The sequence below is a fragment of the Chryseobacterium sp. PMSZPI genome (genome assembly GCF_002835665.1).
In the GTDB taxonomy this organism is placed as follows: Bacteria; Bacteroidota; Bacteroidia; order Flavobacteriales; family Weeksellaceae; genus Chryseobacterium.
In genome coordinates, this window is record NZ_PIZV01000024.1 from 21,502 (window position 1) to 46,959 (window position 25,458).

Below are 25,458 nucleotides of genomic sequence, written 5' to 3' on the forward strand. Positions count from 1 at the left end.
CCGTTTAACTACTTTTTTCATTTTCTAACTCAACAGGTATGAAAATCTTATTTACCAAAAATATAGACCAAGCAATACTATCCAAAGAATTAGGAGAGGATATTTTGGTTGATTGCGTTGAGGTAATTAAGACCAAGCCTATTATCATCAATCCTTTTGAGTTAAAAAATTACTCCTTGATTTTCACTAGTGTAAATGGAGTAGCTTCATTCTTTAAAAATCGTTTTAAACCCAACGAAGATTTTACGGCTAAAAACTACAATAAGATCTATTGTGTTGGAGAAAAGACAAAGAGAGAATTAAGAAAGCACGGTTTCGGAACTTTTAAAGTTCTAAAGAACGCAGAAATGTTATCCAGATTTATCATCGGAAATTGCCAGCACGAGCAATTCCTCCACTTCTGTGGTAATCTTGCTATCAATGTTCTGGACAACGATCTTCCTTTACAAAACATCAAATACAAGAAAATCACCTTATATAATACGGAGGAAATCAATCCTTTAATACCTGAAAAATATCATGCTGCGGTATTTTTTAGTCCAAGTGGAGTTCGTAGTTTTGCAAAACGAAATTCCCTGGAAGGCATGAAGCTTTTTTCAATTGGAGAAACTACCTCCGGAGAATTAAGAAACTATACTCAACAAGAAATATTTACTTCCGAAGACAATAATTTGGCATCAATATTGAGTCTAATAGTGAAAATTTTAAAAAACAAACAAATATGAAAAATTTAGTTACCCTACTAGTAGGATTGTTATTAATCACTTTTTCTTGTACACCACAAACAGGAAATCAGACAGCTACTACAGTTCCTTACACTGAAGCAAAAAATTATTTTGTAAAAAACACGTATAAGAGCAATGCTGTTGCTGTAAAGAAAATTGTTTCTCAACAAGAATTTGAAGAAATCTTCGGAGCTGCTGCAACCATGGGAAAAGATGGCATGCCCACTATGATTGACTTTTCTAAAGATTATGTTATTGCATTAATCGGAACAGAAACCAATGCTAATTTGAATCCTGAATTCAACATCAAAGGTCTTGTTAAAAAAGGAAATTCAGTAATTCTTTCATATGCTAAGAGCGGATGGAGCGCAAGTACTCCTGCTTCATACAATGTTATGCCTATGAAAATACTCGTTGTCAGCAAACAATACGATGGCAATGTTAGTAGTTTGAGCTTAAAATAAATTATGATAAAAAACGACCTATATTTAAAAGCACTTCGCGGAGAAACCGTTGAAAGACCTCCTGTCTGGATGATGAGACAGGCTGGAAGATATCTACCGGAATTCATTGCTCTAAGAGACAAATATGATTTCTTTACAAGATGTCAGACACCTGAACTCGCTGCTGAAATTACAGTACAACCTATCCGCAGATTTCCTTTGGATGCTGCGATCCTGTTTTCCGATATTTTGGTAGTTCCTCAGGCAATGGGAATTGATTTCAAAATGAAAGAATCCGTTGGACCATGGTTGGACACACCAATCAGAACGATGGAACAGGTTCAGAATATTGTAACTCCGGATGTGAATGATACTTTAGGATACGTTTTTGACGCCATTGAGCTAACCCTTCAAAAGCTGGATAATGAGATTCCATTGATCGGCTTTGCCGGTTCTCCGTGGACGATCCTTTGCTACTGTGTGGAAGGAAAAGGAAGTAAGGCCTTTGATATCGCAAAATCTTTCTGCTTCCAACAACCTGAAGCTGCCCATTTATTGCTTCAAAAAATCACTGATACCACAATAGCTTATCTAAAAAGAAAAGTAGAAAAAGGAGTTTCCGCAGTACAGGTATTTGATTCCTGGGGAGGAATGCTTTCTCCTGCTGATTATCAGGAATTCTCATGGCAATATATCAATCAAATTGTGGAAGCTTTAAGCCCACTTACCCATGTCGTAGTATTCGGGAAAGGATGTTGGTTTGCCCTGGAAGATATGACAATGTCTAAAGCTTCCGCTCTTGGAGTTGACTGGACCATTAAACCGGAATTCGCAAGAACATTAACCAACCATACAATGACGTTACAAGGAAACTTTGATCCTGCAAGATTACATTCAACACCTGAAACGATCAAGAAAATGGTTAATGAAATGATCAATCGTTTTGGAAAAGACAGATACATTGCCAATCTGGGACACGGAATCCTACCTAACGTTCCTGTAGAAAATGCAGAAGCATTCATCAGAGCCGTTGTGGAATGGAAACCTTCTACTCAGTTTTAATCTCTTGATTAAAATTTAGATAAAACTTTAAATTCAAAGTAAAATAAACAGAACACTCTTTCAATAGTTGAAAGGGTGTTTTTCTATATTCAACGGTCTTTTATGTTCTGATGAGGATTTTAATTCTTCTGTTTTCTTAAGATTTATCAGCCTCCCGCCCAATCCATATAGATTATTTTTTTGTGTTAAACTTTTCGTTATATTGCCACATTATCAATAAAAATTAATACCCGAAATATAATGACCGAAAACACTGATTTTGATTTTGAAGAATACAAAAGACAATCGGAAGCACAAAGACAAACTATAAACAATGAGGCATATGATCAGATCCTAAAAAGTGCAAAATTCTTTTTACAAAAAAGGAAAAACAATATTGTAAGCGAGGAAATTGTTATCGCTTTGGACAGAATGGAAGAAGTATCCAAAATTCCTAATCTGAATGATGTGACCGACATTTATCTTTTTGAATCTGAGTTCGGCATGAATCCCAGAGACCTTTGTGAAGAATTTCTTTACATTATTCTTATCATGATAGGCCAGCATTATAAAGATGAGCAAATGCAATATCTTGAGGAAATCATCCTTAATAATAGTAAATTCCGAGGATCAAATGCATTACAATTTTATTTAAAAATAGGAGTATCCTACAAAGAAAAGAAAGAACGTATTTTAAATTTTATTGAAAGTAATATCGATAAGCTCCCTGAAGGTCATAAAAATATGACAGCAATGTTTATCAAAACACATCTTCAAGGTGACAAACATGCCAAAATTATTTTCGATAAACTAAACATTAGTAATCCCGAAGTTCATTTCAGAAATCCTCCAAGCCACACCCAAAGTAAACCTAAACCGGCTAAAGTATATCCAAAATGGTGGGAATTCTGGAAATAGATATAAAAAAAACCTCTGAACATTCAGAGGTTAATTTTTTATTATGACAACATTCGCTGAGCCTTTTTAACACCTTCCACCAAAAGATCTATTTCTTCAAAGGTGTTATATACCGCAAAGCTTGCTCTTACTGTACCGGCAATATTAAAGAAGTTCATAATAGGCTGTGTACAATGATGTCCCGTTCTTACAGCAATCCCCATTTTATCAAGGATCATTCCCACGTCAGAAGAAATCCCCACACCTTCAAGATTAAATGAAACGACACCTGTCCTGTGCGCTTTTTCACCATAAACCTTAAGTCCTTCGATCTCTAAAAGTTGTCTTTGAGCATATTCAAGTAAAGCATTTTCATGATTCTGAATGTGCTCATGGCCTACCCTGTTCATAAAATCAACAGCAGCTCCCAGAGCAATATTCCCACCTACATTGGGTGTTCCTGCTTCGTATTTAAATGGAAGTCCTGCATAAGTAGTTTCGTCAAAAGAACATGTAGCAATCATCTCTCCTCCTCCATGGAACGGTGGCAATGCTTCTAAGATTTCTCTCTTACCATATAAAATCCCTGTTCCCATTGGCGCATACATTTTATGACCTGAAAAAACAAAGAAATCACAATCCAGCTTCTGAACATCAATATTGAAATGAGGGGCAGATTGAGCACCATCTATCACGATATAAGCATCAGTATTTTTTCTTGTTTTAGCAATGATTTCTTCAATAGGATTTACAATTCCCAAAGCATTGGAAACCTGGTTTACAGAAACAACCTTAGTTTTTTCATTTAAAAATGTATCAAGATAATCTAATTGAAGGATTCCGTTCTCATCGATAGGGATAACACGGAGCTTCGCACCTGTTCTCTCACACAATAATTGCCAAGGAACAATATTGGAGTGGTGTTCCAGATATGAAATGATGATTTCATCATCTTTCTTTAATTTCTGTGTTAAAATATAAGAGATAAGGTTCAACCCTTCTGTTGTTCCTTTTGTAAAAATAACTTCAAAATCATGTTCAGCATTGATGAATTTCTGAATCTTTCTTCTGGAAAGCTCCATTTCCTCTGTAGCCAATTGGCTTAGAGTATGAATTCCTCTATGAACATTAGCATTAAGCTCAGTATAATATGCGTGACAGACTTCTAAAACCGAATTTGGCTTTTGAGATGTAGCTGCATTATCCAGATAAACCAGGGGCTTACCGTTCACTTCTCTGTCCAATATAGAAAACTGGCTTCTTATTTCCTGAATGTCAAACATTTATTTATTTTTTAAATTAAAGCGTCCTTATTTAGAACTCTTCAAATTTACGGCTTTTTTTTCGAAAGGAAGTATTGGATTGGGCACTGATACTTGTCAGGTGATAGAAAAATTCGATGGTGTATTGCGAAGAAAGTTAATAAGGTAGAGGAAGCTAAGAAAAGCAAAATTCGCTTATTTCTTTTTATTGGCTTTTTAATAATTTCTTTTCACCCATAAAAAAACCTGTCAATAAATTGACAGGTCTTATATTGTTTAAATAAGCAATTCTTATTCTGCTGCAGTTTCTTCTGCTGGAGCTGCTCCTTCTTCAGTTGCAACTTCTTCTTCATCTTCATCATCCATAGCTGCTGCACCTCCTTTCATTGCATTTCTAGACATCTTAACAGCTACTACTACTGCGTTGTCTGGGTGCATGAAAGAATATCCTTCAGTTTTGATACCTCCTACATAAAGTTTGTTACCAATTCTTAATGGAGTAACATCAACAACGATTTCGTCTGGTAAGTTAGCCGGAATAGCTTTTACTTTTAACTTTCTGAAAGACTGACGTAAAACACCACCAGCAACAACACCTTTAGAACGTCCAGTAATTCTTACAGGAACCTCCATGATAACCGGCTTATCGTCAGCTAATTGATAGAAGTCTGCGTGAAGAATTTTGTCAGTAATTGGGTGAAACTGAATATCCTGAAGAACAGCTGGAATTGTTTTTCCGTCAACTTCAATAGATACCGTGTGTGCTTCAGGAGTGTATACTAATCCTTTGAAAGCTTTCTCTTCAGCAGAGAAGTTTAAAGGTGCTTCACCTCCATAAACAACACAAGGAACTAATTCAGCATCACGTAAAGCTTTTGTAGACTTTTTGCCCACGCTTTCTCTTTTTGTACCTTGAATTGTAATAGATTTCATTTATAAAAAATTTAAAAAATTGTTCTTAATTTAATCTGCAAACTATTTAAAATCAATTAAATAACAAATTTGCTACTGATTGATTTGTGCTCATGAACCATTGTCATAACGTCCGCAAATAATGGGGCGCAAGATAGCACTTTTATTTTAGATGACAAATTATTTTTAACAGGAATTGAGTCAGTTACAATAACTTCCAGAAGTTTTGAGTTCTCAATATTCTCGTAAGCCTTTCCTGAAAGTACTCCGTGAGTAGCCATTGCTCTTACGGTTTTTGCACCTTTTTCAATTAAGATATCTGCAGCTTTGCAAAGTGTACCTGCAGTATCAATCATGTCATCAATAAGGATTACATTTTTACCGGTTACATCTCCGATAAGGAACATTTCCTCTACAACGTTTGCCTTTTTTCTTTCTTTATAAGCAATTACTACTTCTGCCCCTAAGTGGCCCGCATAGTTCTTAGCTCTTTTTGCACCTCCCATATCCGGAGAAGCAATTGTAAGGTCTTCAAGATTTAAAGATCTGATGTAATCTACGAAAATAGTAGAAGCGTAAAGATGATCTACCGGAATTTCGAAGAATCCTTGAATCTGATCTGCGTGAAGATCCATGGTCATTACTCTTGTTGCTCCTGCTGCAGTAAGAAGGTTAGCAACAAGCTTAGCACCAATTGGCGCTCTTGGCTTGTCTTTTCTGTCTTGTCTTGCAAGTCCGAAATAAGGAATTACTACAGTAATGCTTTTTGCAGAAGCTCTTTTTGCTGCATCAATCATTAAAAGAAGTTCCAAAAGATTGTCCGCGGGTGGGAACGTAGATCCGATTAGGAAAACTCTTCCCCCTCTTACAGATTCGTCTAAAACAGGCTCAAATTCCCCGTCGCTAAACTCCTGAAAGTTGATTTTCCCTAATTCTTTCCCATAATGCTGGGCAATTTTCTCTGCCAAGTCCCTGCTGGTTCTTGTACAAAATAGATAACTTAACTGATCGGCCATTTTTACTTTTTAAAAGATTTTGCAAATTTAAAAAAAAACCACAAGAATTACTCTTGTGGTTTCTAAGTTTTTATTTTATCAATTATTATGGGAATTTAACTCCTGAATAATTATTAGGATTTACCTGTGGAAGTGTCGATCTGTATTTTGCGTTAATGGATTTGATAAATTCATTCGCAACTACAGCATATCCTCTTCCCGTCAGGTGAACACCATCAAGAGAGAATGCTCCTCCTGTTACAAATTTTGCAGTGTATTTTACTCCATCAAACGAAATACCTGATTGTCCGTTCAATTCCAACATTTTAGAATTTGCATCTACAAAAGCTAATCCGTATGAATCAGCAAGTGATTTGATAGAAGCATTATAAGCATCAATAGCTGTTTTTACATAACCTGCTTCTGTTTTTGTTAATACATGTTGGTTCTCTAATGGATAAGAAATACCATAAATATTTACCGGAGCCGGCGCATTAGGTACAGTACTGTTAATTACAGAACTTGTAGTAAGAAGAATAAAGTCATCTTTCGTAGCTTGTCTTGCCTGCCCAAAGATTTGTCCAAATGCTGTTGCAGTTGGCAATCCCAAAGAAGGAGTTAAAGCTGCAGTAAGTTGAGCTGATAAATCCTTAAGAGCCACATCTTTAATTAAAACAGGATTTGGCGAAGTAGTAGAAAGAAGATTAATTCTATCTCCTGCACCAAAAGCTGTAAGCGCCTGCTTCAAAGGACCATACAACCCTGCATTAAGAGCTGCTAAATTCGCACCCAAAGCCTCAGGTGTCAAAGGATTATAAGGAACTGTTGTAAAGAAAGGAACTGAAGTAACATAAGGAATATTAGCAATAACCCCTTTTGTTGTTCCTACACTTTTAAGACCATCCAAAACTCCTTTAATAGAACCTGCCACAACTGCAGGATCAGAAATATCATTGGATTTATATTTTGTAGGATCTAAATTCCCTGTCTGAACTGTAGCAACACTATATGTTGTAACCCCGCCTACTGTCTGAGAATTCGTTCCTCCGTTAGTTGCATAAGATAATACATCATTATTCCCAATCCAAAGAGAGAAAAACGTAGCTTTTTGAGCCATTGCATCAGCCAAAACACTGGTTGTAGGGGAAGAAGCGAATCTTACGAAATAAGGATTAGCAGTCCCTGTTTGAAGGCCAGCCTGACTACCATATCCAGGCGCAACCAAGTGAAAAGATTTTGCTCCCGGTACTCCCATATTTTGATAAGGTGCACCAGAAACTACATTATCCAATGCTGCCGCCGGAGCACTTGGAACAGGAGTTGGAGACCCCTTAACGATCTGAAGTGTTAATTTTCCGGGAAAACCTGGAAGATTGGTAAATCCACCAATATCATTAGGTATTAAAGGTTGTTTAAAATCTCCACCTCCGGCAAGTTTCATCTGCATAGCAATCATGCTTGGATAAGACTCGTTTTGACCACTGCTATACAGGGCTCCATCACGATATCCGGAAGTCAGTGAGTTTCCTAAAGATATATATTTGGAAAAATCTGCATCTCCTTTCGTTACAGGAATGTCTTTCACATCTGTATCAAAATCATTCTTGCAGCTTGTTGTAAACAAAAGTGCAGCAATTCCAAGAGTTGATATTATAATTTTTTTCATAGTCTTTCAATTAAAAAGGATTGTAAGATAAACCTAGTCCAAAATAGAACGCTCTCGCTTTCGCTTGTCCATAGAATCCAAGGTTAGCATTATTTACATCTCTGTATTGAGGCATAGCATATCCTCCGGCAACATCAATTCCGAATTGCTTCAACTTAAATCCAACCCCACCCGTAATGACGTATGTATTGAATGAAGGAGTCTCCGCAATAAAGTTTTCATTCGTATAAGGTGCTTCATCATAATAAGCTCCTAAACGTCCGTAAATCATATTGGAGAATGCATATTGAGTTCCCAATCTGAATGTTTTGGAGTTTCTGAAATTCTTAGGATTCACAAGAACAGTAGGATCTGCCTGATTCCCGATAGGCGCATTATCAAAATCTAACACCAGCTTGCTGTATCTTTCCCATCCATGATAGTTAAAGTCAGCAGATACCAACCATTTTGGAGTTACTTTATAAGTTAAACCGATGGTATACTCGTCAACCAGTGGAAGAGTCGCTGAAAATCCGTCCTGTCCCGCTGCATTTAATTTTAGCAATGAATAAGGAGATTGAGTTGGGAATTTAAATGTGGCCGTTCCGTTCTTAGCTTTCATATCGATTGCTGAACGATATGCAATACTGATATCCAATTTCGGATCAGGTCTGAAATAGAAACCAAATCCATAGCCGTGTCCACTCGCTTTGTTATCATTGATATTAACTTGTCCGTCGAATTGTGTTACAGCTTTATCCCAGTCTACCTTTCCTCTTGCATAGATATAACTTGCGCCGAAAGACAACCAAGGAGCCAGTTTCACAGAAATCATTGGCTGGAAATAGTAACTTTTCAGTTCCATTTTCTGAACCATTTCCTTTCCTTCCCAGTTGTCCGGCCATTTTATTGTACTTCCAAAAGGTGTTGAAAAGCTGAAACCTACAGATAGGTTTTCCATTGGTTTATAAGTAATCGCTGCATAAATCGGCGTTCCAAGTGGGTTATCCGTTTCCGTACTTTGTAAAGTATTTAAGTTCTGAAAAGTAACTTTATTACTTGCACCAAACCCTCCTGCCACTACACTCAGTTTGGAAGGGATAAATGACATACCCGCCGGGTTAAAAAATGTCACACTCGCGTCTTCGGCATGAGCACTAGTATGCGCCATGGCCAATTGTTTTACCCCCTGCAAAGACACCCTAAAGCCTCCTGCGTAAGATAAAACGCCTGCCAATAAAGCAGTTGATACTAATATTTTTTTCATAGACTATTATTATATTAACCCAAATATAGAATTATTTTGAATACGTGTGTTAATATTTGCCAATATTTTAAACAATAAATTAAAAGAAAATTATGTTTAAAATAATACTTTGAGAAAAATAAATTACAAAAGTATCATTATTAAACATTTAAATTCACCGATAAGAGTAATATAATTCACCGTTTAAGATTAAACAATAGTTTAATTTAAGCAATACTACACCTAAATTCAAGAACTAAAAAAAGAAATACTATAATGAAATGTTAATTTTTTGACAACGGCTATTCTTTTCAAAAACATTTAAAATTTATTAGTGTTTAAGACTCTTCATACCCTGCTTCTTTCCATATTGAGATTCTTTTTTAATAAAAATACATAAATGTTTTGTTCAGAATTCAGGTTATTTAAGTATTTTAGAATTGCATAAAGATAAAAATACATAAATTTGCAAGATTATAAAATATAAAATATGAGTTGTGGATGCAAAACATCCGGCGATTCTGCACATTCTTGTGGTCCTAAAAAAACCGCAAATGGCTGTGAAAATGTAAATACCTGCGGGAATAGTTATAAATTAAGTGTTTTTGACTGGCTTTCTAACATCAACAATCCAACACCAAACAGGTGTGATTTTGTAGAAGTTAGATTTAAAAATGACAGAAAATCGTTTTATAAGAATGTAAATAACATTCCTTTACACATAGGTAGTGTAATCACAGTAGAATCAAGCCCGGGACACGATGTAGGCGTAGTAAGCCTTACGGGAGAATTAGTAAAGATTCAGATGAAAAAGAAAAAGTTTTCTGAAGAATCGGCACTCAAAATATATAGACAGGCCAACCAAAAGGATCTTGAGGTATGGCAGGAAGCAAGAAAAAAAGAAGACGGCGTAAAGCTTGAGGCAAGAAAAATTGCCCAACGAATCGGCCTTGAAATGAAAGTCACCGACGTTGAATACCAAGGCGACGCATCAAAAATCACGTTTTATTATACTGCCGATAATCGTGTAGATTTCAGACAGTTGATTAAGGATTACGCAGGAGCCTTCAGGACTAAAATCGATATGAAGCAAATCGGTTTCAGACAAGAAGCTGCAAAAGTAGGCGGAATCGGATCTTGCGGACGTGAGCTTTGCTGTTCTACATGGCTTACAGACTTCAGGTCTGTAAATACGAATGTAGCAAGATATCAACAACTAAGTATCAATCCTCAAAAACTGGCAGGCCAGTGCGGTAAGCTTAAGTGTTGTCTTAATTATGAATTGGACAGCTACCTGGATGCATTAAGCGACTTTCCTTCTTCTTCAACAACTTTGGAAACAGAAAAAGGAAAAGCATTCTGTATTAAAATAGATGTCTTCAAAAAGAAAATGTGGTTTGCCTACGTAGAGAACTCTATTGCTTGGTATGATTTTGATATTGACCTGGTTAAAAAATTGATTTCAAAAAACAAAAGAGGTGAAAAAACACTTCCTTTAGAAGATCTGAAACAACCTGAAACTTCAACACATAGCATTGACCTGATTCAGGAGAATAATGTGGACCGTTTTGAAAAGAAAAACAGAGGAAACAGAAACAGGAACAACCAGAATCAGAATAAGCAGAATAACAATCAACAAGGGCAAGGGCAAGGACAAAAAAGAAACAGACCGGAAAGACAAGAAAGACCGGAACGTTCCGAAAAGTCTGAAAACCAAAATACTCATTCCGGAAACCAGCCTAAACAACAAAAACCACAACCACAACAGAAAGGACCTGTGGAAAAAGTAGAGGCTAATTCGGATGCCGAGAAAAAACTACAAAGCAACCCGAATAAGAAAAAATTTAAAAAGAAATATCCTCCAAAAAAAGATAAAAATGCGTAAAATTTTAGGATTATTTACCCTTATCCTTTTCTTGAGCTGTAACTCTTCTCCTGGAGAAGATGTTATAATGAATTCCGTTGATAACAAATGGAATAAGAAAAGTGAACAAAAATTTAATCTTGAAATTTCAGATCCGCAAAATCCTAAAAATATTATATTTGTCGTAAGAAACAACAACAATTATCCTTATAGTAATATAAGGTTTATTGTGAACTTCACCAATCTCCAGAATAAGAAAAAGGAAACAGATACTTTGAATTATATTTTGGCAAAACCCAACGGAGAATGGCTTGGCACAGGCTTTGGTGACACAAAAGAAACATTGTTTCAGTATAAAATAAATTATAAATTTCCGGGAAAGGGAAAATATGAGATCGGCCTGACTCAGGCAATGAGAAACGATAACCTTCCAGGAATTGAGGATGTTGGAATAAAAATAGAAACGGCTAAACCGTAACCATAAATGGAAGAAAACAAAAAAAATGCAGGAAGCAAGGGGAAAACTTTTCCTCTGCCTCCCAAAAAAAAGAAAGACACCTCTTGGAAAAAATGGGTTTCATTTATTTGGATTGGACTCATTGCGGTAGTTTTAGGAATTTCAGGACTTTTCTTTGCGGTTTCTCAAGGTTTCCTTGGGGAAATGCCGGATGTAAAAGAACTTGAAAATCCGGACATCTTTGTCGCTTCTGAAATCATCTCTTCAGATGGTGTTACTTTAGGTAAGTTTGAAAAAGAAAAAACTCAGCCTATTGTTTATAAAGATCTCCCGCCTTATCTTATTTATGCACTTCAGGCTAAAGAAGATGAGCGTTTTAAAGAACACTCGGGGATCGACCTATACTCTATCGCCAGAGCCGTTGCATACGGAGGAGGACGTGGAGGAGGTTCCACGATTACCCAACAGCTTGCTAAACTTCTTTTCACAGGAACAGCTTCTCAGAATAAATTTGAAAGAGCTTTCCAGAAATTAAAAGAATGGGTTGTTGCCGTAAGTCTTGAAAAAAGATATACAAAAGAAGAGATTATCACTCTTTACTTCAATAAATTTGACTTCCTTTTCAATGCCAATGGTATTGAAATGGCTTCAAGAGTATATTTTAATAAGAAAACTTCAGAACTTACGTTACCTGAAGCCGCTACTTTTGTTGCTATGCTGGAAAATCCAAGAAAAAACAACCCTTACAGATATCCTGAAAAAGCAAAGGAAAGAAGAAATGTTGTATTGGATCAAATGCAAAAAACAGGATATATTGATGCTGCAACGTATGAAAAAGCAGCCAACACTCCTATCACAGTAGACTTCCACCCTATCAAGAGTATTACCGACGGATATTCTGCGTATTACAAGTTCTATTTAAGAAAAGAAATTGACAAGTATCTTGAGGCTAACGAAAAGGAAACCGGGAAGAAACTTAACCTTTACAAAGATGGTTTAAAAATATATGTAACCCTTGATTCTAAAATGCAAAAATATGCAGAAGAAGCGATCAAGGAACACTTAACTGATCTTCAAAAGAGATTTGATGCTGAACAAAGAGGAAGAAAAAACAGACCTTTCTACTATCTGACAGATAAACAAATCAACGATGTAATGGTTCAGGCTATGAAAAGAACCGGGCGATATAAGCTTTTAAAAGCCGATGGTATGCCTGAAGATTCCATTATGATGGAGTTCAAAAAACCTATTAAAACTTCCAGATTTACATGGGCAGGAGAAGAAGAGGTTGAAATGTCTCCTTGGGATTCCATCAGGTATCACAAACAAATTGCTCAGGCAGGCTTAATGTCAATGGTTCCGGGAACCGGAGAAATTAAAGCTTGGGTAGGTGGTATCGATTGGCAACACTTCCAATATGACCATATTAAACAAGGTAAAAGACAGGTAGGATCTACCTTCAAACCTTTTGTATATGCAACGGCAATTATGAAGCTAGGAATGACTCCTTGTTCAGCAGTGTCTAACGGAACTTATGACCATAACGGATGGCATGTACCGGGAAGAGGCGGAATGCTTACTTTAAAAGACGGATTAGCACACTCTCAAAACCCGATTGCAGCCAGACTTATTGAAATGACAGGTGTAGATGCCGTTATTCAGACAGCAAGAGATTTGGGAGTAACAGAAGATATTCCAAGAAATAATACTATTGCACTAGGTTCATCAGACATTACCATTTACGAGATGCTAGGAGCTTACAGTACTTTTGCAAACTATGGTAACTATAACAAACCGGAAATGATCTGGAGAATTGAAGACGCCAATGCAAGAGTAATCAAAGAGGTAAATGTAGAACCTAAAGAAGTAATGAATCCATTATATGCATACACCATGATCGAATTAATGAAGGGTGTTGCGCAATATGGTACCGCTTCAGGAGAATTGGGAAGAAGAGGAATCTCAAAAGGAGTCGAAATTGCTGCTAAAACAGGTACAACACAGAATAACTCAGACGGTTGGTTTATGGGAATCACTCCTAAACTGGCAACCGGAGCATGGGTTGGATGGGAAGACAGAGCAACCCACTTCTTTGGAACGGGAGAAGGTCAGGGTGCTAAAATGGCATTACCAATTTGGGCGATCTTTATGAAAAAAGTTTGGGCCGATAAAACTTTAGGAGTAACTCCGGATGACAAGTTTACCAAACCTTCTGACTGGAAAGACGGGTGTTCTAATCTTAAAGGTTTAAGCGGAGGATATGGTGACGACGGAAGTCTCCAAACCATTGATGAGATTAAAAACCCTAGACCGGCAGAACCTTCTGCCCCTAAAAAACACGTAGAAAAGAAAGAAGAAAACATTAATGAAAATCTTCACTCCAACGATGAAGTAGATTTCAATAAATAAATTCTCTTTTAGAAATATATAAGACCTTTCAATAATTTGGAGGGTCTTTTCTTTTATAATTAATACCTTTGATGTATGAATATTGAAAGCATCAGCCAACCATTTATCAAGAAATTTCCCGGAGATTTTTCCAACAATCCTATGCAGAGAAACACTCCAAAAGTTTTATTTGCCACCATCAAACCTGCCGGGTTCGATGCGCCACAGCTCATTGCTTTTAACGAAACACTTTCAGAAGAGATAGGATTAGGAAAATTCGAGGAGCAAGATCTAAGCTTTTTAGCTGGCAATGACCTTCCTGAAAACATTCAAAGCTATGCAACAGCTTACGCAGGGCATCAGTTTGGCAATTGGGCTGGGCAACTTGGAGACGGGAGAGCCATTCTTGCAGGAGAAATCATCAATAATTCGGGTAAGAAAACTGAAATCCAATGGAAAGGAGCAGGTGCTACTCCCTATTCAAGACATGCAGACGGAAGAGCTGTTTTAAGGTCTTCAGTTCGGGAATACCTGATGAGTGAAGCAATGTACCATTTAGGAGTTCCAACAACAAAAGCTTTAAGCTTAACCCTTACAGGAGAAGATGTCGTTCGAGATATGATGTACAATGGGAATCCACAACTGGAAAAAGGAGCCGTAATCATAAGAACCGCCGAAAGTTTTCTTCGCTTTGGACATTTTGAATTGATGTCTGCCCAGGCAGAATATAAAACGTTACAAGAACTTGCTGATTTCGCCATCGAAAACTATTTTCCGGAAATTACTTCATCAGGTGATCAGAAATATAAAGACTTTTTCCAAAACATCTGTAACCGCACAGCAGATTTAATGGTTGAATGGTTCAGAGTTGGATTCGTACATGGTGTTATGAATACGGACAACATGTCAATTCTGGGGTTGACTATTGATTATGGGCCTTATTCAATGATGGATGAATATGATTTAAATTTTACTCCTAACACCACCGATCTTCCTGGAAGAAGATATGCTTTTGGAAAACAAGGCCAGATCTCGCAATGGAATCTATGGCAACTTGCCAATGCCCTTCATCCATTGATAAAAGATGAAAAATTTTTAGAGGACGCACTCAATCAATATGGGACTTATTTCTGGGAAAAACATGATCGCATGCTTTGTAGAAAATTTGGATTTGACACACTACAAAAAGACGACGAAGAATTTTTCATCAATTGGCAAGCATTAATGCAAGAGTTACAATTAGATTACACTCTATTCTTCAATCGATTAGAGAAATTATCTTTTGAAACCAATATTCAATTACATTTTAAAGATATCTCCTACATTCCACTGAATGAGGAAAAACAAAAAAAACTTGAAAACTTTGTTAAGGCTTACCTGTTGAGATTAAATTTAAATAACATTTCACAAGATGAGGCTCTCACAATGATGGGCGAAACAAACCCAAAATTTATCCTTAGAAATTATTTACTCTATGAATGCATTGAGGAAATCAATAATGGGACTACGGACATATTAAAAAAGCTAACATTAGCTTTAGAAAATCCTTACAAGGAACTTTATCCTGAGTTTTCTGTTACACGTCCGTCCGATTACAACGACATTACCGGATGTTCTACACTTTCCTGCAGCTCTTAACGAAATACCACATTTTTCACTGTTTTATTGAATTAACATCATAGTATTAATATTTTTACTAATTTTAGTGAAAATTATTAACATGAAAAAAATTCTATTATCTATTACTGCTTTACTGATCAGCTCTTCTGCTTTTTCTCAGTATTGGGGTACACAAAATTCAGGATTCGCAACATCCTCAAGAGGGATCAGCGGATTGGAAGTATATGACGCAAATACCGTTTGGGCTTTTGCCTACAATGGATCAGGAGCCACAACCAATGTACAGGAATTTACCAAAACATCTAACGGAGGGACAACATGGACAGCAGGAACAATCAATATCGGCAATCCCGCTTTAAGAATCACTAATATCTCAGGTGTAAGCGCCACAACTGCGTGGGTAGCAGCATTTGACGATGTTGATGGAATGGGAGGAGTCTGGAAAACCAGTGACGGTGGCGCAACCTGGGTTCCTCAACAAATGCTAACTACTCCCGGGGAATCCTGGACCAATTACGTTCATTTTTTTGACGCCAATAACGGTATTATGGGCGGAGATCCTGAAGGTGGGGAATTTGAGGTATACACAACCGCTAACGGTGGAACAACTTGGACAAGAGTTCCTGCGGCCAGTATGCCGGACCCTTTAGCTAATGAATACGGATACAACGGAGGATATTACGCTGTTGGCAATAACTTCTTTTTCTATACAGGGAAAGGACGAATTTTCAAAACAACCGACAAAGGACAAACCTGGTCCGCATTGGCAACCAATACCATCATCAGTGATTTTGGGGGAAGTTCAGTAAATGGCGATATGGCATGGAGCAATGCCAACACAGGAATGATCATGAGAAAAACTTTTAGTGGGACCACTCCTACCGGCTTACAGTTTCACAGGACAACTGATGGAGGAACAACGTGGACACAGGTAACATTCACCGGAATTGCGGCAAGCAATAAAATTAGTGATATCACCTATGTTCCAGGAAGTAATATTTTATTAGCAGTAAGCTCAGATGGAACCACCGGCGGTTCATGGAAAAGCAGCGACAATGGAACTACATGGTCACCTTTAGACACGGCTGTACAACATTTAGGAGTAAGATGCTCCGATGCCAGCACCTGTTATTCGGGAGGCTTTAATACTTCAGCAACGGTTGGAGGAATGTATAAGTCGACACTAAACCTTGCTACAACCGAAAACGCAACACTTAAACATTCCGGTATATCTATTTATCCTAATCCTACAAACGGAGAAATCAATATTAAAACGGATAAAAAAATCAGAACAGCTTCAATCTTTGACCTTTCAGGAAAAATCATCACCCAAACAGAATCTGAAAGAGCAGATATTTCGTCTTTACCAAAAGGAACTTATTTAATGAAAGTAGAGTTCTCCGATGGATCTTCTACAACAGAAAAACTCATCAAAAAATAAGAACATTGATACAATATTTTTAAAACCACCAATTTGGTGGTTTTTTATTTTACTTTTGCAAAAATTTTGACACGTGTCTTTTATCAAAACAAAATTCATCAATTTTTTAAGACTGGTTTTTCCTTCAACATATATTGAGCTGGCCGTTTTTATATTTTTCCTTACTTGCTACGGAATTTTGGGATCTTACATTGCCATACATTATAGAATAATTTTCGATAGCAGAATTCCCTGGGATGCTTATTTCAGCTTTGATAATAAATCCATTCTTATGACGGGTGGAAGTTTTGAAAGACACCCCCTATCCTATTATTTCTTTAACTGGGTACGAGAGTTCTCATTATTTATTTCAGGAGGAAAGATGGATGTTAATTTCAGATTGACATTAGCCTGGCTCAGCAATATTATTATTACGTTGAATGTTTTGCAAATCTTTAAATATTTAAAAAACATCATAAGACTTCCTCTAGCCATAAACTTTTTAATTGTATTATTCTTTGGTATTTTTTCAACGAATATCATTCTATCATTTACGCCGGAAAACTTTACCTATAGTTTATTTCTTCTTAGTTTATACAACCATTATGCAGCAATAAAATTAAAAAAAGAAGAAAAAACACCTGCGTTAGCATTATCTCTTGCCGGTATTACTATTGGTGGATTAACGATTACTAATTATGTGAAGGTTTTTATTCCCCTTCTTTTTGAAAAAAATCTTTTTAGAAATTGGAAAAAATTTGGAAATGCAATTCTAAGAGTCCTCATTGCAACAATATGTTATATTTTGCTTTACCTGAACAGAATTGATTTTAAATACCAAACGATCTTTTCTAAAACAAATCAACAATATGAAAAATTCTCGAATGTAGAATCCATGCCAACATGGGATATGATTCTTTCTTTCTTTTTCGGGGGCAATATTTTATTCCCAAGCTTTATCATAAGCGATAAGCACAATATGAAAGGTTTTAATTTTAAAGGTCTTTATATGGATTTGTATTCATCAACTTTCTCATATATTTCCGTAGCCGTTATATTGATCCTGATAAGCTGGAGTTATTACAAAAACTTTAAAAATAAATGGGTCCAGATTATCATGATTTCATTTTTCATTGATATTATCATTCATTGTGTAATGAGGTTTGGCCTTCATACGTCGTACATTTATGGCGGGCATTTTATTTTTGTATACCCTTTACTCATTGGTTGGCTATTCTACGCCTATAGATTATCACCCAAAACAATATCATTTTTAACAGTAATCGTTGGCATTTTATTAGTATATCTATTAGGAAACAATTGGTATAGAATGTCAGAATTTTTCTGGTTTTTGGAAACTTACTATCAATAAAAAAAGCTGAGAAATTTCTCAGCTTTTCTATTATATTTTAAAATTGATCTTTATTTCGCTTCTGCACAGAAAATTCTGTACTGTACTGCAACTGCAGATTTAAAATACTCTCTTATTTTTGAAACATCAGCTGCAGCACTCTGTTTTGTAAAGTAACTTCCTGCTAAAATTTTATAATTTGGTCTTAAAGAAGCATCTGTTTCTACTTTCAAATTAGGGAATCTTTTTCTGAAATAAGACTTCACCTCATTCGCCTCTTCATTACTTTTTACCGTTGTAATCTGAATTTTATACCCTAAAATTCTCGGGTTTTTCTTACAAATTTCGGCATTGGTTAATTCTCTATTCGGCACATAGATTTTTGTAGGTTTTGTAACACCTCCTGTAGAAATATTGCTATCAATATTACCATAATCTCTGGAAGAATTATTGGTAACAACTCTGGAACATTTCCCTTCAATACCTTCCAAAGCTGTACTGATTTTTGAATCCATAGTCATTACAAGCTCTGTTCCCGAAAGCGTGTCTTTTTTAACAACCTGCTGTGCTTCAATATTATAAAAACCAAATAATGATAATATCGAAAATATTTTGATCAAATTTCTCATTTAAACTTGTTTTGGCAAATTTATACAAATTAAAAAACTATACCAAACAGGTTATTTAGAATCAATACAAATTAAACGTAAATGATATTTTCCCTTTTCGATATGCCGTTAAATTTCTGTTAAAAATATTATTTTTGCGGAATTGATTGAATGTTCAATAATTTACTAACATAAGATAATTTAAATGATTAGTTGGAGAAAGCATTATAAAAAAACGTTGATCGCAATAGGTTTATTGCTATCAACCAGTGCTTCATTTTACGGGCAAGACGGCGATCCTAAAAACGGAGAGAAACTTTTCAAAGCGAATTGTACTGCATGTCACGCGCTGGACAAACAGGTGATTGGCCCACCATTAAAGGGGGTTGTAGAACGTGTAAAGACAGAAGGTGGTGTAGACAAAGATTGGCTTCACAAGTGGATCAAAGACAATAAAGCTTTAAGGGCTTCTGGGGACAAATACGCCAATGAGATTTTTGAAAAGTTTAATAAGACTGAGATGTTACAGTTTCCGAATCTTACAGATAAGGATATTGACGACATTTTAGCTTTCACTACTAATCCTCCGGCTCCTGAGCCACCAAAGGCAGATGACAAAGCAACTGCTACAGCGGGAGCAACTGCTGCACCGGCAGACAAAACCACTACAAACATTGTAATCATTTCACTTTTAGCGATCGCAGGTTTACTAGTATGGATCTTGGTTAAACTAAGACAATTGGTAACACTGGGTCAGTCTGAAGAATTAGCGGGCCTTAATGAAACAAGAGTTCGTTCGTTCAAGGAAATGTACGAGAAGTTCCACTTCATTGGTAAAGGTTTATTAGCAATTCTTGCTATTCTGGCTGCATACGGAGTATGGAACTGGTTAATGTGGATCGGGGTTTACAAAGGGTACAAGCCGGAACAACCTATCTACTTCTCTCACAAAATCCATGCTGGAGAACAAAAGATTGACTGTCAATTATGTCACTCTAGTGCTAAATACGGAAAAGTATCTGAAATTCCTTCTATGAATGTTTGTATGAACTGTCACAGAACAATTTCTGAATACAATGCAGATCACTACATGGAGCCAGGAAAAGATAAGGCATTCTATGATGGAGAAATCCAGAAGATCTACGCAGCAACAGGTTGGGATCCTGCGAAACAACAGTACACAGGAAAAACACAACCGGTTGAATGGACAAGAATCCACAACATGCCGGACTTCGTTTACTTCAATCACTCTCAACACGTAATTGCTGGTGAACAAGCGATCATCAATTCTTTCAACAAAAAGAATCCTAACAACAAAATTGATGTTGTATGTAAAGCTTGTCACGGAAAAATTGATACAATGAATGTTGTTCAAATGGCTAATGACTTCACTATGGGATGGTGTATCGAGTGCCACAGAACTACTGAGGTTGATATGAACAACGGTTATAATAAAGAGTACTTCAAAAATCTACATGACAAGTTGAAAAAACAATATCCTCAAGATGGAGGTAAGATCACTGTAGCTGCAATTGGAGGTCTTGAGTGTGGTAAATGTCATTATTAATAACTAAAAAATTAGAAGTATAAATGGCTTCAAACAAAATACAATTCAGAAGTATTCATGAACTTAAAGATCCGGCTTTAAATAATAAGCTGGCTCAGAAAGAGTTTCAGGAAGAAATTCCGGTAGAAGATTTCCTTGGAGATGCTGAGAAAAACGGATCTAGTACTTCAAGAAGAGATTTCCTTAAATTATTAGGATTCTCTACTGCAGCAGTTACTTTAGCTGCCTGCGAAGCTCCGGTAATCAAAACGATTCCTTATGTGGTAAAACCGCATGATATTATTCCGGGAATCCCTAACTATTACGCTTCAACATATTTTGATGGGTTCGACTTTGCTAGTGTTTTAGTAAAAACTAGAGAAGGTAGACCAATCAAGATTGAACCAAACCCGGCTGGTGGTGATTTAGGTAAAACTAACGCAAGAGCTCAGGCAAGTGTACTTTCTCTTTATGATAACGATAAAGTAAAGCAGCCTAAACTAGACGGTAAAGATGAAACTTTCGATAAAGTAGACAGTTTCGTTATCAAAGGTTTGGAAGAAGCTAAAGCGTCAGGCAAAAAGATTGTGGTTTTATCACACTCTTTTGCTTCACCAACTTTCAAAAAATTATTTGCTGAATTCAAAGCTAAATATCCTACAGCTGAATTAGTAACTTTCGATGCTTTCCCTTATGCTGCAGGATTAGATGCTGCTCAGGAAGTATTCGGACAAAGAGCATTACCTGTTTATGACCTTAAAGGTTCTGAATTGGTAGTTTCTTTCCAGGCTGATTTCTTGGGAGATTATAATGCTTCAAGCTTAGAATCATCTTACGCAGCAGCTAGAAAACCAGGAGCAAACATGTTGAGACACATCCAAGTGGAATCTAATATGTCTTTAACTGGTGCTAACGCTGACTCAAGATACAGATTAAAGCCAAGTGCAGTAAACAAAACATTAGTTGAAGTTTACAACGCAATCGTAGGGGGTGGTACTTCTGATAAGACTGCTACTGAAATTGCTAACGAATTGAAAGCAAAAGGAAGCAAAGCTGTTGTTTTCGCTGATGGTTCTAAAGGAGCACAGGTTTTAGCACACTTAATCAACCAAAAATTAGGTTCAGTAGCTTTCACAGGTAAAGCGAACTTCCTAAAAGAATTCAACGGTGCAAGATACCAGGAATTCCTAGGATGGGTAAACGGTGGACAAGTTGGAGTATTAGTTACAAACAACGTAGATCCTATCTATGCTCATCCAAAAGGAGAAGACTTCAAAAAGTCTTTATCTAAAGTTCCTTATGTAATTGCTGTTGCTGATAAGAAAAATGAAATGTACAAAGCAGCTAAGGCTGTTATTCCAGTGGCGAACTGGTTAGAGTCTTGGGGAGATATCGAACCACAGACCGGAGTATATTCATTAATGCAGCCTACAATCCAAAAGATCTACAAATCAAGACAGATTGAAGAATCTCTATTGGTTTGGAAAAATGGTAAAAACAATGCTGCTAATAACTACTACGATTATTTAAAGGCAAGCGCTGCTTCTCTTTTAGGTGGTACTTCTTTCAACAAAGCATTATATAACGGTATCAATGCTTCTACTAACTCAACAACATTATCTTATGCAGGTGGAAATGCTGCTCAGGCTGTTGCTGAATTAGGAAACTTTAAAGCTTCTGAATTAGAATTAGTATTATACACTAAGACTTCAATGGGAGATGGTACTCAGGCAAACAACCCTTGGTTACAAGAATTACCTGACCCAATCACCAGAATGTCTTGGGATAACTACCTGACAATTTCTCCGAAAGACGCAGAAAAGTTTGCTATCGATAACGATCTTAACGCGAGAATGCAGTTAGATGGTTCTATCGTAAACCTTACGGTAAACGGAGTTACAATAAAAGACGTTCCTGTATTCGTACAGCCAGGTCAGGCAGAAGGATCAGTAGGTCTTGCGCTTGGATATGGTAAGAAAAACTCAGGAGCAACTGCTGATACAGGGGTAAATGCTTATCCTTTATTCGATGGTTCTAACCTTGTTCTTTCCGGTGTTAAAATCGAGAAAACAGGAGAAGATCACGAATTTGCAGGTATCCAGCTTCAAAATACATTAATGGGTCGTTACGAAATCGCTAAGGAAGTTCCTTTAGCTGAATTCATCAACGTACCATTCGATGATGAGCACAAAGGATGGAATAAGCCTTTGGAATACCACACCATCAGTGGAGCTCTTCCAGCAAGAAAAATTGACCTTTGGGACGCATTCGATGATACAGATGGACCTCACTTCAACTTATCAATCGACTTGAACTCTTGTACAGGTTGTGGAGCATGTATCATTGCTTGTCAGGCTGAAAACAACGTTCCTGTTGTAGGTAAAGCGGAAGTAAGAATGTCTAGAGATATGTATTGGTTAAGAATTGACCGTTACTACTCTTCAAGACAAAAGGTTGAGGTATATGAAGGATTAAAAGACGGAATGGCTGTACCAGAATTATACGGTACTGCATTCAACAAAGAAGGAGGTGCATTGAACCATCCTGCTGATAATCCGGATGTAATCTTCCAACCGGTAATGTGTCAGCACTGTAACCACGCTCCATGTGAAACAGTATGTCCGGTAGCGGCTACTTCACACGGTAAGCAAGGTCAAAACCATATGGCTTACAATAGATGTATCGGTACAAGATATTGTGCAAACAACTGTCCGTACAAAGTAAGACGTTTCAACTGGTTTACTTATAACCTAAATGACAAGTTCGACTTCAACATGAACAATGATTTAGGAAGAATGGTACTTAACCCGGATGTAGTTGTAAGAACTAGAGGGGTAATGGAGAAATGTTCAATGTGTATCCAAATGACTCAGAATACAATTCTTGAGGCTAAGAAAGAAGGCAGAAAAGTGAAGGATGGAGAATTCCAAACTGCTTGTTCTAAAGCTTGTTCTACTGGTGCAATGACATTTGGAGACATGAATGATAAAGATTCTGAAATTAGAAAGGTATATGCCTCTAACAGAAGATATTATTTACTAGAGGAGATCGGAACAAAACCAAACGTGTTCTATCACACTAAAGTAAGAAACAGAGTAGAAAAATAAAGTTTAAATAATAAATAGGTAAAAAATGTCAGGACATTACGAAGCTCCGATAAGGGAACCTCTAATTATTGGTCACAAAACTTATCACGATATCACAGAAGATATTGCACGACCTATCGAAGAAAGAGCAGGTAAATTATGGTGGATTTCATTATATGCTGCACTAGTTCTATTCCTCTATGGATTCGGCTGTATCGCTTACACTATCGGAACAGGTATTGGAGCATGGGGGCTTAACAGAACTATTAACTGGGGTTGGGATATTACCAACTTCGTATGGTGGGTAGGTATCGGTCACGCCGGGACCCTAATCTCAGCAGTATTATTATTATTTAGACAGAGATGGAGAATGTCTGTAAACAGATCTGCAGAGGCGATGACGATCTTTGCGGTTGTACAGGCGGCAATCTTCCCTGTAATTCACATGGGTAGAGTTTGGGTTGGATACTGGGTATTCCCTTTACCAAACCAATTCGGTTCTCTTTGGGGGAACTTCAACTCTCCTCTACTTTGGGACGTATTTGCGATCTCTACGTATTTCTCAGTATCAACTGTATTCTGGTTCATGGGATTGATCCCTGACTTTGCAATGATCAGAGATAGAGCTAAAACTCCTTGGACAAAAAAGATTTATACTTTCCTTGCATTCGGTTGGGGTGGTAAGGCAAAACACTGGCAAAGATTCGAAGAACTTTCTTTGGTTCTTGCAGGTTTGGCAACTCCACTTGTATTCTCAGTACACACTACCGTATCTTTTGACTTCGCGACTTCAGTAATTAAAGGATGGCACTCAACGATCTACCCTCCTTACTTCGTTGCTGGTGCGATCTTCTCAGGATTTGCAATGGTACAAACATTATTGTTGGTAGCTAGAAAAGTGTGTCACTTAGAAGAATATATTACAATGTATCATATTGAAATTATGAACATCGTAATCGTTTTAACAGGTGGTATGGTAACTGTAGCTTATGCTACTGAATATTTCATCGGATGGTATTCTGGATCTAGATTTGAAGACTTTACTTATCTTTCTCCAGGTGCTGCAGTGGGTCCTTATTGGTGGGCTTTCTGGTCACTAATCATCTGTAACCTTGTTATTCCGGCTTCATTCTGGTTCAAGAGACTAAGAACAAACATTATCTGGACATTCATCGTTGCATTGATTATCAACATCGGTATGTGGTTTGAGCGTTTTGATATCATCGTTATCAACCTTTCAAGAGACTACTTACCAGGATCATGGACAATGTTTAAGCCAACGATCATTGATGTGGGTGTATACTTAGGAACAATCGGATTCTTCTCTGTATTATTCTTATTATATGCAAGAACATTCCCTGTAATTGCACAGGCAGAATTAAAATCGATTTTGAAAATCTCAGGTGAAACTTATAAAGCAAAAGAAGGAGATGAGCACCACTAAAATTGTATACGGACTTTATGCTGACGACGACGATTTAATGAACGGCGTTAAAGCATTCAACGATAAAGGAATCAAAATAAACGAGGTTTATACTCCGTTTCCGGTTCACGGACTAGATAAAGCTTTAGGATTAAAGAAAACCAGAATTTCTGATGCCGCTTTCATCTACGCTTGTTATGGAGTTACTATCGGTGCTACTTTAACCTGGTATGTAATGAACCACGACTGGCCTCAGAACATCGGTGGTAAACCGGCTTTCGACTGGGGACACAACATGCCTGCATTCGTAGTTCCAATGTTCGAATTAATGGTATTCTGTGCAGCTCACATGATGTCTTTAACTTTCTTAGTTAGAAACAAAATGTATCCAGGGGCGCCAGCTCAGAATCCGGATCCAAGAACTACTGATGATAAATTCATGATGGAATTCGTAACTGAAGATGTAGAATCTGTAAAACAGTTGCTAATTGAAACTGGAGTTGAAGAAATAACTGTTAAAGACGCTTAA

General features: G+C 36.9%; 20 protein-coding genes. 14 read left to right on the forward strand and 6 right to left on the reverse strand.

Annotated elements, in window-relative coordinates:
• The first annotated feature begins 38 nt into the window (after window positions 1–38).
• The 4 genes from CW752_RS04725 (at window position 39) to CW752_RS04740 (ending at window position 3,127) form a co-directional block, all read left to right on the forward strand.
• Window positions 39–725: a uroporphyrinogen-III synthase gene (locus CW752_RS04725; RefSeq protein ID WP_101238610.1), complete on the forward strand. Its 687-nt coding sequence runs from the start codon at window positions 39–41 to the stop codon at window positions 723–725.
• Window positions 722–1,189, forward strand: coding sequence for a hypothetical protein (locus CW752_RS04730; RefSeq protein WP_101238611.1), 468 nt, complete (start codon window positions 722–724; stop codon window positions 1,187–1,189). Before CW752_RS04725 ends, CW752_RS04730 begins: the two co-directional genes overlap by 4 nt.
• A 3-nt stretch (window positions 1,190–1,192) precedes the next feature.
• A complete protein-coding gene (gene hemE, locus CW752_RS04735; protein ID WP_101238612.1) occupies window positions 1,193–2,230 on the forward strand; it encodes a uroporphyrinogen decarboxylase in 1,038 nt (345 codons plus the stop codon).
• Window positions 2,231–2,470: 240 nt separating this feature from the next.
• Entirely contained in the window at window positions 2,471–3,127 is a 657-nt protein-coding gene (locus tag CW752_RS04740; protein ID WP_101238613.1) for a hypothetical protein, read from the forward strand.
• A 41-nt stretch (window positions 3,128–3,168) separates the two neighbouring features.
• Here the strand turns inward: CW752_RS04740 and CW752_RS04745 are convergent, their stop codons facing one another.
• The 5 genes from CW752_RS04745 to CW752_RS04765 all read right to left on the reverse strand — a co-directional run bounded on the left by CW752_RS04745 (window position 3,169) and on the right by CW752_RS04765 (window position 9,187).
• Window positions 3,169–4,389 (reverse strand): cysteine desulfurase, encoded by a 1,221-nt coding sequence (locus CW752_RS04745; protein WP_101238614.1) that lies wholly within the window; start codon window positions 4,387–4,389, stop codon window positions 3,169–3,171.
• Window positions 4,390–4,659: 270 nt separating this feature from the next.
• On the reverse strand, window positions 4,660–5,301 hold the full coding sequence (locus CW752_RS04750; RefSeq protein WP_101238615.1) for a 50S ribosomal protein L25/general stress protein Ctc: 642 nt from the start codon (window positions 5,299–5,301) through the stop codon (window positions 4,660–4,662).
• Window positions 5,302–5,357: 56 nt separating this feature from the next.
• Window positions 5,358–6,296, reverse strand: a complete 939-nt coding sequence (locus CW752_RS04755; RefSeq protein ID WP_101238616.1) for a ribose-phosphate pyrophosphokinase — start codon at window positions 6,294–6,296, stop codon at window positions 5,358–5,360.
• A gap of 85 nt (window positions 6,297–6,381) precedes the next feature.
• Entirely contained in the window at window positions 6,382–7,941 is a 1,560-nt protein-coding gene (locus CW752_RS04760) for a G-D-S-L family lipolytic protein (protein ID WP_101238617.1), read from the reverse strand.
• Window positions 7,942–7,951: 10 nt separating this feature from the next.
• The gene (locus CW752_RS04765) at window positions 7,952–9,187 is read right to left on the reverse strand and encodes an OmpP1/FadL family transporter (protein WP_101238618.1); all 1,236 of its coding nucleotides are present in this window, start codon (window positions 9,185–9,187) and stop codon (window positions 7,952–7,954) included.
• A gap of 469 nt (window positions 9,188–9,656) precedes the next feature.
• Between CW752_RS04765 and CW752_RS04770 the strand changes: the two genes are divergently transcribed.
• The 6 genes from CW752_RS04770 to CW752_RS04795 all read left to right on the forward strand — a co-directional run bounded on the left by CW752_RS04770 (window position 9,657) and on the right by CW752_RS04795 (window position 18,287).
• A complete protein-coding gene (locus CW752_RS04770) occupies window positions 9,657–11,051 on the forward strand; it encodes a stage 0 sporulation family protein (RefSeq protein ID WP_101238619.1) in 1,395 nt (464 codons plus the stop codon).
• Window positions 11,044–11,508 carry a gliding motility lipoprotein GldH gene (locus CW752_RS04775; RefSeq protein WP_101238620.1) on the forward strand — a complete coding sequence of 155 codons (465 nt, stop codon included), beginning with the start codon at window positions 11,044–11,046 and terminating at the stop codon, window positions 11,506–11,508. Before CW752_RS04770 ends, CW752_RS04775 begins: the two co-directional genes overlap by 8 nt.
• A 6-nt stretch (window positions 11,509–11,514) precedes the next feature.
• Complete coding sequence (locus CW752_RS04780) at window positions 11,515–13,896, forward strand: transglycosylase domain-containing protein (RefSeq protein ID WP_101238621.1); 2,382 nt, start codon at window positions 11,515–11,517, stop codon at window positions 13,894–13,896.
• Between the two features lie 75 nt (window positions 13,897–13,971).
• Window positions 13,972–15,513, forward strand: coding sequence for a protein adenylyltransferase SelO (locus CW752_RS04785; protein WP_101238622.1), 1,542 nt, complete (start codon window positions 13,972–13,974; stop codon window positions 15,511–15,513).
• 82 nt (window positions 15,514–15,595) lie between these two features.
• Complete coding sequence (locus CW752_RS04790) at window positions 15,596–16,936, forward strand: T9SS type A sorting domain-containing protein (RefSeq protein ID WP_101238623.1); 1,341 nt, start codon at window positions 15,596–15,598, stop codon at window positions 16,934–16,936.
• A gap of 73 nt (window positions 16,937–17,009) precedes the next feature.
• Window positions 17,010–18,287: a DUF6080 domain-containing protein gene (locus CW752_RS04795; protein ID WP_228401619.1), complete on the forward strand. Its 1,278-nt coding sequence runs from the start codon at window positions 17,010–17,012 to the stop codon at window positions 18,285–18,287.
• 50 nt (window positions 18,288–18,337) lie between these two features.
• On the opposite strand, the gene CW752_RS04800 is transcribed toward CW752_RS04795, so the two are convergent.
• The gene (locus tag CW752_RS04800; RefSeq protein ID WP_101238624.1) at window positions 18,338–18,895 is read right to left on the reverse strand and encodes an SPOR domain-containing protein; all 558 of its coding nucleotides are present in this window, start codon (window positions 18,893–18,895) and stop codon (window positions 18,338–18,340) included.
• 184 nt (window positions 18,896–19,079) lie between these two features.
• Between CW752_RS04800 and CW752_RS04805 the strand changes: the two genes are divergently transcribed.
• The 4 genes from CW752_RS04805 to CW752_RS04820 are packed head-to-tail and all read left to right on the forward strand — an operon-like array spanning window position 19,080 to window position 25,458.
• Window positions 19,080–20,441, forward strand: coding sequence for a c-type cytochrome (locus tag CW752_RS04805; protein WP_101238625.1), 1,362 nt, complete (start codon window positions 19,080–19,082; stop codon window positions 20,439–20,441).
• 23 nt (window positions 20,442–20,464) lie between these two features.
• On the forward strand, window positions 20,465–23,527 hold the full coding sequence (locus CW752_RS04810) for a TAT-variant-translocated molybdopterin oxidoreductase (protein ID WP_101238626.1): 3,063 nt from the start codon (window positions 20,465–20,467) through the stop codon (window positions 23,525–23,527).
• 25 nt (window positions 23,528–23,552) lie between these two features.
• Window positions 23,553–24,950 (forward strand): NrfD/PsrC family molybdoenzyme membrane anchor subunit, encoded by a 1,398-nt coding sequence (nrfD, locus tag CW752_RS04815; protein WP_101238627.1) that lies wholly within the window; start codon window positions 23,553–23,555, stop codon window positions 24,948–24,950.
• On the forward strand, window positions 24,937–25,458 hold the full coding sequence (locus CW752_RS04820) for a DUF3341 domain-containing protein (protein WP_047098680.1): 522 nt from the start codon (window positions 24,937–24,939) through the stop codon (window positions 25,456–25,458). Before nrfD ends, CW752_RS04820 begins: the two co-directional genes overlap by 14 nt.